This is a genomic window from Mucilaginibacter defluvii, assembly GCF_039543225.1.
GTDB lineage: Bacteria > Bacteroidota > Bacteroidia > Sphingobacteriales > Sphingobacteriaceae > Mucilaginibacter > Mucilaginibacter defluvii.
In genome coordinates, this window is record NZ_BAABJI010000001.1 from 921,309 (window position 1) to 934,107 (window position 12,799).

At 45.2% G+C, this 12,799-nt stretch carries 13 protein-coding genes; 7 read left to right on the plus strand and 6 right to left on the minus strand.

From position 1 onward, the window contains the following. The first annotated feature begins 26 nt into the window (after positions 1-26). The 3 genes from ABD960_RS04150 (at position 27) to ABD960_RS04160 (ending at position 2,152) form a co-directional block, all read left to right on the plus strand. Positions 27-896, plus strand: a complete 870-nt coding sequence (locus ABD960_RS04150) for a DUF4238 domain-containing protein (RefSeq protein ID WP_345329634.1) — start codon at positions 27-29, stop codon at positions 894-896. A gap of 434 nt (positions 897-1,330) precedes the next feature. Continuing rightward, positions 1,331-1,522, plus strand: a complete 192-nt coding sequence (locus ABD960_RS04155) for a hypothetical protein (RefSeq protein ID WP_345329636.1) — start codon at positions 1,331-1,333, stop codon at positions 1,520-1,522. 402 nt (positions 1,523-1,924) lie between these two features. Continuing rightward, positions 1,925-2,152, plus strand: coding sequence for a hypothetical protein (locus ABD960_RS04160; RefSeq protein WP_345329637.1), 228 nt, complete (start codon positions 1,925-1,927; stop codon positions 2,150-2,152). Positions 2,153-2,175: 23 nt separating this feature from the next. Here the strand turns inward: ABD960_RS04160 and ABD960_RS04165 are convergent, their stop codons facing one another. Both ABD960_RS04165 and ABD960_RS04170 read right to left on the minus strand, forming a co-directional pair. Continuing rightward, the gene (locus tag ABD960_RS04165; protein WP_345329638.1) at positions 2,176-3,870 is read right to left on the minus strand and encodes a hypothetical protein; all 1,695 of its coding nucleotides are present in this window, start codon (positions 3,868-3,870) and stop codon (positions 2,176-2,178) included. Positions 3,871-3,994: 124 nt separating this feature from the next. After that, complete coding sequence (locus ABD960_RS04170) at positions 3,995-4,741, minus strand: response regulator transcription factor (protein ID WP_345329639.1); 747 nt, start codon at positions 4,739-4,741, stop codon at positions 3,995-3,997. A gap of 59 nt (positions 4,742-4,800) precedes the next feature. Between ABD960_RS04170 and ABD960_RS04175 the strand changes: the two genes are divergently transcribed. Continuing rightward, positions 4,801-5,448 carry a DUF1349 domain-containing protein gene (locus tag ABD960_RS04175; protein WP_345329640.1) on the plus strand — a complete coding sequence of 216 codons (648 nt, stop codon included), beginning with the start codon at positions 4,801-4,803 and terminating at the stop codon, positions 5,446-5,448. Positions 5,449-5,554: 106 nt separating this feature from the next. Continuing rightward, the gene (locus tag ABD960_RS04180; RefSeq protein ID WP_345329641.1) at positions 5,555-6,064 is read left to right on the plus strand and encodes a hypothetical protein; all 510 of its coding nucleotides are present in this window, start codon (positions 5,555-5,557) and stop codon (positions 6,062-6,064) included. A gap of 12 nt (positions 6,065-6,076) precedes the next feature. Here the strand turns inward: ABD960_RS04180 and ABD960_RS04185 are convergent, their stop codons facing one another. Together ABD960_RS04185 and ABD960_RS04190 are read right to left on the minus strand one after the other, a co-directional pair. Beyond that, a complete protein-coding gene (locus tag ABD960_RS04185; protein WP_345329642.1) occupies positions 6,077-6,310 on the minus strand; it encodes a polysaccharide deacetylase family protein in 234 nt (77 codons plus the stop codon). Further along, positions 6,280-7,077, minus strand: a complete 798-nt coding sequence (locus tag ABD960_RS04190; RefSeq protein WP_345329643.1) for a polysaccharide deacetylase family protein — start codon at positions 7,075-7,077, stop codon at positions 6,280-6,282. Before ABD960_RS04190 ends, ABD960_RS04185 begins: the two co-directional genes overlap by 31 nt. A 126-nt stretch (positions 7,078-7,203) precedes the next feature. On the opposite strand from ABD960_RS04190, the gene uxuA reads away from it, so the two are divergent. Next, complete coding sequence (gene uxuA, locus ABD960_RS04195) at positions 7,204-8,433, plus strand: mannonate dehydratase (RefSeq protein WP_345329644.1); 1,230 nt, start codon at positions 7,204-7,206, stop codon at positions 8,431-8,433. On the opposite strand, the gene ABD960_RS04200 is transcribed toward uxuA, so the two are convergent. Continuing rightward, positions 8,425-9,897 (minus strand): S10 family serine carboxypeptidase-like protein, encoded by a 1,473-nt coding sequence (locus tag ABD960_RS04200; RefSeq protein WP_345329645.1) that lies wholly within the window; start codon positions 9,895-9,897, stop codon positions 8,425-8,427. The genes uxuA and ABD960_RS04200 overlap by 9 nt on opposite strands. 329 nt (positions 9,898-10,226) lie before the next feature. Here ABD960_RS04200 and ABD960_RS04205 point away from each other — a divergent pair, with 329 nt between their 5' ends. Beyond that, positions 10,227-12,509, plus strand: coding sequence for a GH92 family glycosyl hydrolase (locus ABD960_RS04205; protein ID WP_345329646.1), 2,283 nt, complete (start codon positions 10,227-10,229; stop codon positions 12,507-12,509). Between the two features lie 56 nt (positions 12,510-12,565). Here the strand turns inward: ABD960_RS04205 and ABD960_RS04210 are convergent, their stop codons facing one another. Next, positions 12,566-12,751 carry a YtxH domain-containing protein gene (locus ABD960_RS04210; RefSeq protein WP_345329647.1) on the minus strand — a complete coding sequence of 62 codons (186 nt, stop codon included), beginning with the start codon at positions 12,749-12,751 and terminating at the stop codon, positions 12,566-12,568. Positions 12,752-12,799 lie beyond the last annotated feature (48 nt).

The window sequence follows — 12,799 nt, forward strand, 5'->3', positions numbered from 1 at the left end:
TAATCGAGCCCATTAAATCATTTACCATGGCTAATCATCATTACCTACCGCAATTCTATCTGCGGGGGTTTACTAATAAAGAGGGAAAATTCTTAATCTATTCCGTAGCGAAAGACCGCTTCAAGGGCGGCAATAAATGGTTTTCACCGGCCAGCCATTTCTTTCTACCGGACGATAATATCGCTCCAGCAGAAGGTTGGCCCGATGATTATCTGGAAACGATTTATAGCGCAAATGAAAGCCGCTATGCCAGGATTTTAGACAAGATTAAAGCAGTTGATCAAGGGTTTGGGTTGATCAACGAGGACGTCGTGTGGCTCAATTTTTTTGCGGGAGAATTGTTCTGGCGGGTGCCTTCTCAGCGCGAATTGATAGGTTCGGCAACCAGTCTTGATCAATTGAACCAATTGGGTGTTGCCGTGATTGATAGAATAACTATGCAACAGATAGATCCGAAGCAACATGCAGAATGGGTGAAGGATGATCCCTTCTATTTCAAAAGACTGCGGAATGTGTTGCCAGCGACTAACTACTGGAATATGTTAGATTGCAAATGGCCTTGTTCGGTTAAGACATTCACTCGTCCTTTTCCTGCGATTTGCAGCGACAACCCGGTGATGCTCCGTCATCCAGAGAAAGCAGATGCATTTTTGGATGACCTGATCTTTCCGCTGGCGCCGAATAAGGTGTTCTTTCGCATCAGGAATATGCGGGAAGTTTTTAACCCGAACCTCAAATTTTATATCGATATGCTGATGTTGCTCCAGGCAAAGGAATATGTATGTTGTGTTGATCCGCACTACCTCGAAAGACTGTATACTGTCTATAAGCAAAATTTTGACACGGTAGACGAACTTAGACAGATGGTATTCGGGCATTTTACAGGTAGTCAATAATTGCGCGCCATCTATCAGGTAGAACCGTGGGGCTGTCGTTTCAAATGATCGGTAGATTATCTTCTGGCTGCGTGATTCGAGACCAGTTAGATGCACGGAAATGGGCTCGAACCGATATTTAGTAATTTGCCACTGTCTTTAGATTTTCCAGTAAATGGTTCGAAAAAAGTCCAATAGGGTTCACAAGTTATCTCTAAAAGCTCTATGTCAAAAAGATGTAGAGCTTCTTTTTTATATTTAGCCTGCTTAATCCTTCTTCTTATCCAATAACGTTCAATTATTAAGTGCTTAGTTGTTTTCTTTTTGGTGTAAAACGAAGAGTGCGTTTTTACTTTAAATTAAACATTTTAATTATTTTGACGTTTGTGATAGAAAGGCATCACATGAAAACTTTAGTAGCAGTACTTCTTGGAACGGTAATCAGTTTTGGAAGCATGTCGGCAAGCGCACAAACGTCGCGCGGGCAGCAGAAGAAGGTCAAGAAGCAAACCAGGGAGAACACTTTAAAAGACACCAGCGGCTCTAGTTCGGCAGATACGAGTGGCAGCAAAACCCAACCTGGCGGCAAGCGTGATCAGCCGGCCACCCTAACTGCTGATACTACAGGTAAGCAGCCGCAAAGGTAGGCATGATAATTGGAAGAAAGTTTCTGTTTCTTCGACATGATTCTCATGCAATCATAAGCAAAAAGGTGTGCATCAACAATGTACACCTTTTTGTTTTCAAGCTAAATAAATTACTTTGACGATGCCTTTACACAGTTGGGCACTGTCTTTCCGTCTTTCTTCTTGGTTCCGTCCTTTTTATACCCGCTCCAGCACGGGTCTTTTTTCTTTTTAGTTGCCATAGTTGTAGATGTTTATAAGAGTAAGGGCAACAACTGTTCCATGCCTAGCTTTTATTCTTATCTGGAGTAGTTTAGGATGGAAGTGAAGGCAAATTCGTAATATCCTTAAACCGAAGATTGTTCATAACTCGGGTTGGCGTTATCGGCATAAAACCGCCTTTTAACTTATATTTGCGCGATTATGAGTACAGAGAAGTTAGCCGCGCATACCCAAAACAGAACTTTTTATTTTACCATCGTTCAGCAATCCGAGCAGGAGATACGCATCAGCATGTATAACACCTCATACACACTTATAAAACAAAACGTTGGCTGGCGTAATGCCCCAACCAACTATTTCAACATGGCCCAACACCTGATAGACGCGGTGGTTGAGGCTGTTACAGAAGCAGATGTTAAAGCCGTTTAACCACAGGTTTCATCACCAACAAATCACCTCAAGTCCGATAGTTTTAACACGATCCGGTTATTTTGAGGCTTAATACGATATAGGCCGCCGGCGCCGCTTTGTTCAACCGATCCCCATGAAGTTGATAATTGATAAGTGTGGCCGTCAAACTCATATACTGCAGTGTTTTTTTCTACACCTTTAAAAGCTGTTTTAGCGCCATCTTCTACATAAAGGTCGAGGTACCAATTAGCTGCAGGGTTATTTTGGGCGGTGATAACTAAGGCATCTTCCTGCATATCAATCACAAAAACGCCGTTGTTAACCGGCCATGTTGCCCTTGCCGTTGTTTTATTAACGTTGGCAAATACCGGATCGCCGCCTTTAACCTGCGTCTCATTGCCGTTAGCGCCAGTCATCAGCCGGAAGCCCTCTGGCTTATCACGGTTACCCCACTGAAAGCCATCAGCCACAGGCAGCGTGTAAAAAAAGCTTTTGTTAATGGTAGTTACGCTTTTTAAGTATTTATCGGGCACGGTTTCGTTAAACAAGTGTATATCTGTTATGCGCAGGTTGCCGTTTTCCCAAAGCAGGTTAGTGCGATAAAAGCGACTGTTATACCATATAGTTTTCTTGTTGTTCTCGCCCAAATCTTTACTCACCGCAAACGTAGTAGCCGGTGTTACCTTGTAAGTTTTGCTGAACCACCTGCCTGATGTGGACATGGTTTCCACACGTACCTTACCCGCTTTTTTTAGCTTGGCGATGATAGGCATCTGCCACTCCAAACCTTTTTTCATAGCTGCCCAGGTAAAGGAGTTTTCCTGACCGGCCTGGGTATAGTTAAAACCCAGCGACGGATCATTGGTAAACGTATTAAAAAACCAGTTTATCCACTGTTCATTACCGCCGGCATGGGTATAAACAGGCTCCAGTGTAGTTACCGAGGTGCCGTCGGCATATTGCCGTATAGGGTCGCTGCCCAGCATCCGGAATACAGGTACCGGCAGTTGCTTATCGGCATGTTGGGCAGGCATGTAAGCGTTAACCCGGCTCGGGTAATAAGCCTGGTTCCAGTAGCCTCCCCAAAGGGTAAAACCATCGGTGCCCACCTGGTCCTTGCAGTTTGCCGATGCCACAATTTTGTACTTATCGTACATATAATTGAGCGAGTGCGCATCAATAACCCATGCCGCTACGGATTTTGGATAGTAACCAAATATTGCTTTAAAATCGGCAAAGTAAACGTCTATTATCTTTTCACGTTCGGAAGGCGTATAGCCAACCGAAAAACCTATGTCCGAATGCCAGTCCCAGGCATACTTTCCACGCCACTTGATGCCCGCTTTCTCAATAAGCGGTTGCGGTAACTCCCACCAGGCACCAATTTCAAAGCTGTTTTTGGGTAAGGTTTTAAGCAGTTGCTGGTAACGCTTGTCTATCAGTGCATCATATTGCAGCAAAAATGTTCCGCCGAGGTTATGCTGTTTCATCAGGTTTATCTGGTTAACAACAGTTTGGTAAAGCACATCCTTAGTTATCGCGGCATCACGCGGTTCAATGTCACGTATAAAGTTTACAATGTTGATGATCTTCGGTTCCGCTCCACTTTTTTTGGATGCTTTTTGACCAAATGCCTTGTAGCCATTAAATATGCTAAGTACAAGGACAAGCGGCCATAGCCCGGTGATTTTAAAAACGGAGAAACGACGTAGTAAGTTGCGGCGAAGTAATGGCATAAGGCTGTTTGGATAATTAATTTAATTGTTTGGTTGATACAAATGGCGCATCACCTGATGCTTGATTTTACCAAAGTATACAAATCAATTAATTCAACCTTCCCTGTCAGTCTGTTTGCGGGCATCAACAACCCAGGTAACCCGCCATACGGCAGGCTTCCATGGCGTTGCTTACGTTTAGCTTTTCAAAAATATTTTGCCGGTGGCGGTTTACGGTATTGATGCTAAGCGATAATTGTTCGGCAATTTCTTTGCTGCGCCGTCCAAGTTTAATAAGCTGCAGAACTTCCTTTTCGCGCTCGGATAGCAGTCCATTGAATTTCAGCCCGTCGTCTTCAACTACTTTGCCGGTACGGTTGTTTACAATTACGCCAGCCGGAGCGTCAAAACCGGGATGATCGTAAACGCGGTTATATAAACAAAGCGCCAGCCATATACTGCCGTTTGCCGAGCTGCCGATATAGATCAGCCGGTGTTGTACAGTAATGTATTGCTCGTCATTATCGCGTATGCGCAGCCGGGTGATCAGCCCGTAATCGGTGCGCTCGGCCACGGGCACTGCTTGCAGCAATTTAAAAAAGCTGAATTCAAGGCGGTATTTTTTCTGCAGGTCATCCGGGTGTACGCGGTTAAGCAGGTCATCTTCCCATATTGTATCAATACTTTCCGCTTTGCGCTCAAGCCCGATCTGCTCGGTTAGTGAACCATAGTAAAGGTAACTTTTCCGCGCGTTCATATCGCTTAATACACTAATGCCGTTTTCAAGCCCGGTATATAACCGGGCTATGCTGCGGGCGTTTTCCAGTTGCTGCGCCGCATTTGCCGTATCAAAGTTTTGCGAAAATAATTTTATATCGAGCAGGTTGCGCATATATATGGTGATTTATAACCATTGAACAATGTTTACAGGGTTATTACCTTTACGAACATATGAAGAAACTTCTGTTTACCATAGCCTTACTATATGGTTTAAATCAAGCTAATGCCCAAAGCCTCGAAAAGATGCAGTGGTATAACGAGCCCGAACGCTGGGAAATTAAAAATAACGCGCTAATTATGCAGGTAACGCCCAAAAGCGATTACTGGCGCATATCGCACTACGGTTTTACGGTTGATGATGCGCCGTTTTATTATAGCCTTTATGGCGGCGAGTTTGAGGCCAAAGTAAAACTTACCGGCGCCTACAAAGCCCGTTTTGACCAAATGGGATTGATGATACGTACCGATCATGAAAACTACATCAAAACAGGTGTGGAGTTTGTTGACGGAAAATTTAATGTTAGCACTGTAGTTACGCATGGCAAAAGCGACTGGAGTGTTTTGACGCTCGACAAAGTTCCGCCGTTTATATGGATTAAAGTGGTGCGCCGGCTGGATGCTGTGGAGATATTTTACTCGCTGGATGACAAGAATTATATCATGACGCGTAACGCACCCCTGCAGGACAATAAACCGGTAATGGTGGGTGTAATGGCGGCCAGCCCTGATGGTAACGGCTTTGAAGCGCGCTTTGAAAATTTCAAGGTTAACCACCTGCCCGATCAGCGAAGGTTAGAGTGGCTAAAAGCACATCAATAGTATTTTTAACTGCCGGATATTTAACAGGTCCGGCAGTTAAATTTTTCGTTATTGTGAAAAAGATGTTATATTGCTGCAACAAATCCGGACCTTAGAAATACCAGTTATGAACAAACGATTTTACTTTGCATTTACACTGATTTTCGCGGTGATACTTGTTGGCTGCAGCAAAAAAGATAAAGAGGTAATTGATTGCAGCAATTTGATAGCCGAAATAGGGCCAACCAATATTATTCTGAAATTTACGGACAAAACTAGCGGTGAAAATCTCATCCTCGCAAAAGAAATAACTGATGCAGATGTAACCGTGACTGATAAAAAAACAGGCAATACTGTAAAGGCCTGGCGAATAACAAAATCGGAAACAGCTGAATCGCCAATAAACGGTACACTTGGTTTAGCTATATTTGGTGAAACTACAGGTGTTTTTAATTATCAAATTACCATTAAAGATGTAGGTAGTGCTGTATTGTCATATACGATTACTAAAGAAAAAGGCAGCGCATGCCGTCCTTTTTACTACCCTGTAAAAGATGTTAAAATAACCGACCGCGAGTATAGCGTTTTAACCATTGATGGAAAAGAAATAAACAACTTCCTGATAATAAAGCTGTAACTCAAGGTAAGCCTAATTCTGAAACTCATCTTCCAGGCTCTCTCGCAAATCATAAAGCAACCATTGGCGGTTAATAGCCGACCCTCTTTCGCTGCGTAGCAGTTGTAAAAAATCATTAACGCCGATTGGTTCATTGCCGTTACCGTGTATTAATACTATACTACCCGGCGTAGCCCGCTGCCCCTTTGCCAGCCAGGCATCACTACCCACCTGTATTAAGCCGTAAGTAAGCACCTTGTCAACCACGGCTTTGTCAGATACCAATCCCGGGAACCGAAAAACACCGATGGCACAAGGCCGTGTTGCAGCATGGCTATTTCTATTCCAAGTATTTCAAAACGGATATCCGTTCCGGGCTTAAGCAAAAAGTTATCCTGCAAAGGTATGCCGGGGCTGTAATGATGGTTGTACGTGTGATTTATCCAGGTTATGGAGAGGTCGCCTGCTTTTTCCAGGCTTTTCAGCCAGTCAATATCCGCGCGGTGAGTAAGCATAAACCTGCCCGATATGGATAATGATAGGGGTACCGGTTTTTCTGTTTTACCAAACGCAATAATAAGCGACGTGAATATCACACGGTCCAGCGGTTTGTGTGATGGGCAAAGATCAATAGTAAGATTTACACCTTTTTCCCTGGTAAAACCTTGTATAATGCCTGCATCCTGCATCGGTAGGGCTTGTTCACCAGCATGCGCGAGGGCTTTAAAATAGGGTGTGGCAGCGTTAGCAGCTTCTATATTTTTCCAGGCTTCAGTCTGTACTGTTAATGTTGACGCGGTTATAACCTGCGTTCTCAATGTGTTCAGGTCAACTGCCAAATACGATTTTTCGCCATCCTTCAAAAAGCTACGCAGCGTTAGTAAGTTTTCACCCTGGTACTTACCGGTAGCATAGTAAATGCTGTATGCTTCAATATTTTGCGCGGTTAAAGTGGTCGTAGTTAAAGCTTGTATTATAACGAGGCTGATGATGAACTTTAAAAATATCCGGCGGTTGCTTAATAAATAAACCATGTTGAAGTATCAATGATATTATAGCTCTAATTTATTGAAATTACTATATTCGATACGGCGATTTAAGAAACGTTTAACCGTTTTTTAAGCTGCGCTGATATATTTCTGATTATGCTGAATAAACCTATGCAACCGCAATTCGCTTCTTATAAAACTACAGGCATCCGCATGCAGCAAACCATGCGCTGGTTTGGTCCGGCAGATCCGGTTACGTTGCACGATATCAGGCAGGCGGGTTGCACAGGTATTGTTACCGCTTTGCATCATATTCCAAACGGGGTTGTATGGCCGGTTGAGGAGATCAGGGAGCGGCAGCAACTCATTGCCAATGCCGGTTTGCAATGGAGTGTGGTGGAAAGCCTGCCAGTGCATGAGCATATCAAAACACAAATCGAGGGATTTGAGGAGTTGATAGAGAATTATAAAACCTCCATCCGCCACCTGGCGCAATGCGGTATAAAAATAATTACCTACAACTTTATGCCCGTGCTGGACTGGACACGCACCGATCTGGACTATGCCGTGGAAGATGGCAGCCGTGCCCTGCGCTTTGAAAAGGCTGCTTTTATTGCTTTTGATGTATTAATGCTGCAACGCGAGGGTGCCGAAAATGATTATACCGCTGCCGAACTGCAACGTGCGCACCAACGCTTTGCGCAAATGAGCGAGGCCGAAAAAGCCATACTCGCTGCCAATATTATTGCCGGTTTGCCGGGCAGCGAGGAGCATTTTACCATTGATAATTTCAGGGATGCGCTATCAATCTATAAACATATCGATGCTGACGGATTACGCGCTAACCTGGTTTATTTTTTACAGCAGGTGATACCTGTTGCCGATGAATGCGGGGTTAAGATGGTGATCCACCCAGATGATCCGCCATACCCCATACTGGGTTTGCCGCGAGTGATAAGCACAGCTGCCGATCTGGCGTATATTTTTAATGCTGTGCCCTCATTAAGTAATGGTTTGTGTTTTTGTACCGGATCATTCGGTGTGCGGGCGGATAATGATCTGCCGGAAATGGTGCGGCAGTTTGGCGACCGGATAAATTTTTTGCACCTGCGTAATGTTAAGCGCAATGAGCATGGCGACTTTTTTGAGGATAACCACCTGGAAGGTGATACGGACATGTACGCCGTAATTAAAGAGGCGGTGCGGGTAATGAAACAGCGAAACCTCTCCATTCCTGTTCGCCCCGACCACGGGCACCAGATGCTGGATGATCTGCATAAAAAAGTTAATCCCGGCTACTCCGCCATAGGGAGGCTCCGTGGTCTGGCCGAAATTCGTGGGCTGGAACTGGGTATATTACGCAGTCAACTGCAAACCGGTGCAGATGTACATTTAGTTTAAGGATGCCTGATAAAACTTCCGGCTATCGGCAGCAAAATTTTGGTTAACCGCATCATCAACATAAGGCATGTGGCCTGATTGGTAGTAATGCGCGTTTACCCTTGTTTTAAACGCGCTGTTAGCCAATAGCTGTTTAACCGATGTGTTGATGGTAGCCACCGGTGTAGCCAGATCATAATAACCCGCCACGATGTTTACCTTTAACGCTTTATGCTTGTTAAGCAACCCGGTTAAGGCAGGCAATACATTCAAATAACCGCCTTCGGCACCGGGGCCGTAATTCCAGTTTGGCGTTGCGGTAGTGGCCAGATAGGGGAGGGCGTTACGGTACTTCAGCTCATCCTCAACATAAGTTTTAAATGCCTGCGGAAATACAGCCCTCAGGCGTGCCGAACTTGGGTCGGCCTGACCGGCTTCGCCGCTTGTGCGCGCGTCAAATATGCCTACACGGCTGTTGTTCAAAACCTGGCGGGTAAATATATGGTCGGGTATCCGGCCGTTAAGCCGGCAGATGGTGTGTTCGGGTAAGCCGGTAATCAATCGTAAGGTGTCGGCAATGGGCTGTGTTATGGTATCGCCGGAGGCTAAAAACCGGCTATAGGTATTAGCGCTAAAATTCTCTGCAATCCTATACAATTCGCTGCCGGGCAATGCCTGCCATTCCGCGCTTAAACGCTGATGATATTGCGCGGCCAGCGCGTAGCTTGGCAGATATAACGGGTAGGCTGCCGTATTTTTGTCCTTAAAGCTGATTAAACGGTAATTAAGCGCGGGCGAGATCAGTGTTAGCCCTGCTACCTCAATATGCTGCTCGTCGGCTAAATACGCTGCCAAACCCACGGCGCGTGCGCCGCCATAGCTTTCGCCGGTTAAAAATATGGGGCTTTGCTGCCGGTTGTTGGCGGCAAGGTATTGCTTAATAAAGTGACCTATTATCCTGATATCTTCATGGTAGCCATAAAACCGGCGGGCATCGGTGCCATCCACCGGGCGACTGTAGCCTGTACCAACCGGATCAATAAATACCAGGTCGGTAAAACCGAGCCAGGTGTTTTGATTGGGCTGATAACCCGCCTTGCCGTGCACACTGCGCACCGGCCCGAAAGCGCCCATGTGCAGCCAGATGGACGACGAGCCGGGGCCGCCGTTAAACACGAAAGTAACCGGGCGATTTGGCTGGTCATTGTTTACCTTATAGGCAGTGTAAAATATGTTGGCGCCAAAACGGCCATCTGCTACTTGCAGGTAACCGGCTGTTGATGTGTAATTTAAGCGCCTATTGTTAAGTGTAATGGTATGCGCCGAATTAGTGTTTGTTAGCGCTGATGCACCGGCAGCCTTGGCAAAAGTCAAGCTGCGTGACGCCGCACCCCATGAACTAAAAAGGGTAACAATAACTGCGGCTGTAAGTGCAAAATAAGCCAGTCGGAAAATATATACGTGTAGACGGGAAGATGCGAACATGGAAAAATATCAGTAAGTTTTATAATGAGAAAATGCTGTGTAGCAGCGTGCCGAAGGGGGATTAACAGCAGCAACACATGACCCCTTGGCACAGAGGCATTCGCATTATTGAACCTATGATATTTTGAGTAGTCATATCAGATGATGCAAATGTAACAGACCAATTTGATACTTCAAAATAAAATCTATTGATTTAGTAGAATTTATTTATTTGGCTTGATGGTTAAGTAGTACCGTCATCAATATTTTACGTTGAGGATGATAGTTTTAAGGGCGATAGCTGTATTTTAGGGCGAATTAAACTATACTGTTCTAACCAATCACTTTTTATGAAATTTATTAAAGCCGGCATATTAGCAATATGTGCCGTAAACGCGGCATTCGCACAGGATGCCGACCTGGTGAAGTATGTAAATACGTTGCAGGGCACCAATTCTGAACACAGGCTAACCCGCGGGAATACTTACCCTACAACGGCCTTACCCTTTGGTATGCACACCTGGACACCCCAAACCGGTAACAATGGCGATGGCTGGAAATACCAGTACAAAAAGGAAACCATCCGCGGCTTTCAGCAGGCACACCAATGCAGTTCGTGGACCAATGATTACTGCGTTTTCTCGCTGATGCCGGTAGCCGGTAAGCTGGTGGTTAATGAGGATGCCCGCGCCTTAAAATTCAGCCATGCCAACGAGGTAGCCAAGCCAAACTATTACAAGGTTAAGTTTGATAACGGTATCACTACCGAAATTTCGCCATCCGAGCGTGGGGCACACCTGCGTTTCAGTTTTACCGGTGAGGGTGATAACTTTTTGGTGCTGGATGGCTATACCGAAGAAAGCGACATCAAAATTGATATAAAAAATAAAAAGATAACCGGCTGGGTACACAACGGGCGCGGCTTAACCGATAATTTTAAAAGCTACTTTGAGGTGATCTTTGATTCGCCTATAGTAGCCTGCGGTACCTGGACAAAAGAGAACGATAAGATCAATCCATCTGAAACAGCTATACAAGGCAAAAAGGTAGGTGTTTACGTACAGTTTAAAAGCGGTAAGCGCTCGGTACAGGCCAAGGCGGCATCATCATACGTAAGCCCGGAGCAAGCCGACCTGACCCTGCAACGCGAACTGGGTAAGGACAAAAACCTGGAAGCTACCAAACTTGCTGCCCAAAAAGTATGGAACAAGCACCTGAGCCGCATTTTGGTTGAGGGTGGTACCGAGGAAGAGAAAGCCACATTTTATTCCTGCTTCTTCAGGGCGAGTTTATTCTCGCGCCAGTTTTTTGAGTACGATAAGAATGGGAAACCTTATTACTTTAGTCCGTATGACGGCAAGGTACACGAAGGCTATATGTATACTGATACCGGCTTTTGGGATACCTTCCGCGCGCAGTTTCCGCTAAATGCTTTAATGTACCCTAAAATGCACGGGCAATATATGCAGGCCATGCTTGCCGCTTACGATCAGTGCGGCTGGCTGCCATCATGGTCGTTTCCCGGCGAGGCGGGCAGCATGATCGGTAACCATGCCATATCATTATTTGCTGATGCCTGGGCAAAGGGCATCCGTACGTTCGACCCTAAAAAAGCGCTGGAAGCCTATCGTCACGAAGCATTTAATAAAGGCCCCTGGGGACCGGCAAACGGTCGTGATGGTTGGAAGGAATACTTTGAGCTGGGTTATGTGCCTTATCCAAAATATCGCGAAGCAACAGCCAAAACTTTGGAATATGCTTATGATGATTTTTGTGGTTACCAGTTAGCCAAAATGACCAATAACCCGTTTTATGAGGGCATTTTTGCCCGCCAGATGTATAATTACAAAAATGTATTTAACCCAACAACCGGCTTTATGCAGGGTAGGGATGGTGATGGCCAATGGTCAACCAATTTTGACCCGATAGAGTGGGGCGGCCCTTTCACTGAAGGCGCGCCTTGGCATTGGGTATGGTCGGTTTTTCATGATATTAAAGGCTTAACAGGCCTCATTGGGAGCGACCAGAAATTTGTGGCCAAGCTCGATTCGGTGTTCACCGAGCCCAATAAATTTAAGGTAGGAACTTACGGTGGCCCGATACATGAAATGACCGAAATGGCCATGATCAACATGGGGCAGTACGCGCATGGCAACCAGCCTATACAGCACATGGCTTATTTGTATAACTATGGCGGGCAGCCCTGGAAATCGCAATACCATTTGCGTAATATTATGAGCAAGTTGTATAACGCTACTGAGGATGGTTATCCGGGTGATGAAGACCAGGGCCAAACCTCATCATGGTACGTACTTAGCGCGCTGGGCCTTTACAGCGTTTGCCCTGGTACAGATCAATACGTAGTGGGCAGCCCGGTATTTAAAAAGGCAACCATCACGTTCGAAAACGGCAAAAAATTCGTGATCGATGCTACCAACAACAGCCAGGCCAATGTATACATACAATCAGCCAAACTGAACGGTAAAGCCCACACACAAAACTATATTACTTATGGTGATATAATGAAGGGCGGTACATTTAACCTGCTGATGGATAGTAAACCAAACACCTCGCGCGGTATTGCTGAGGGCGATAAGCCATTTTCGGTCGGCAAAATAAAAAAAACTCGATAACAACAAAGCCTCCCGATATATCAGGAGGCTTTATTGTTTATAATCAATTACGGTTATTATACTGCTTTAGCTTTCGCTTTATCTAACGCATCCTGACCGTATTTTTTTAAATTGTTTACTAAATCCGGTGCTTTGTCTAAAACATCGTCTACTATCGAGTGGCCATTAGCGTCACGTTTGGTTAAGTAGCTTACACCATAAGCTACGGCTGCACCTAATGCAATAAATTTAAGTATGTTCATGGTATTTATCTGTTTGTTATATAGATATGTACAAGGATGGTGCCAACC

Coding starts and splice junctions, on each gene's coding strand:
- ABD960_RS04200 (WP_345329645.1), bottom strand. CDS start 9,897: ATGTTCGCATCTTCCCGTCTACACGTATATATTTTCCGACTGGCTTAT.
- ABD960_RS04190 (WP_345329643.1), bottom strand. CDS start 7,077: ATGGTTTATTTATTAAGCAACCGCCGGATATTTTTAAAGTTCATCATC.
- ABD960_RS04205 (WP_345329646.1), top strand. CDS start 10,227: ATGAAATTTATTAAAGCCGGCATATTAGCAATATGTGCCGTAAACGCG.
- uxuA (WP_345329644.1), top strand. CDS start 7,204: ATGCAACCGCAATTCGCTTCTTATAAAACTACAGGCATCCGCATGCAG.
- ABD960_RS04170 (WP_345329639.1), bottom strand. CDS start 4,741: ATGCGCAACCTGCTCGATATAAAATTATTTTCGCAAAACTTTGATACG.
- ABD960_RS04165 (WP_345329638.1), bottom strand. CDS start 3,870: ATGCCATTACTTCGCCGCAACTTACTACGTCGTTTCTCCGTTTTTAAA.
- ABD960_RS04150 (WP_345329634.1), top strand. CDS start 27: ATGGCTAATCATCATTACCTACCGCAATTCTATCTGCGGGGGTTTACT.
- ABD960_RS04180 (WP_345329641.1), top strand. CDS start 5,555: ATGAACAAACGATTTTACTTTGCATTTACACTGATTTTCGCGGTGATA.
- ABD960_RS04210 (WP_345329647.1), bottom strand. CDS start 12,751: ATGAACATACTTAAATTTATTGCATTAGGTGCAGCCGTAGCTTATGGT.
- ABD960_RS04155 (WP_345329636.1), top strand. CDS start 1,331: ATGTCGGCAAGCGCACAAACGTCGCGCGGGCAGCAGAAGAAGGTCAAG.
- ABD960_RS04160 (WP_345329637.1), top strand. CDS start 1,925: ATGAGTACAGAGAAGTTAGCCGCGCATACCCAAAACAGAACTTTTTAT.
- ABD960_RS04175 (WP_345329640.1), top strand. CDS start 4,801: ATGAAGAAACTTCTGTTTACCATAGCCTTACTATATGGTTTAAATCAA.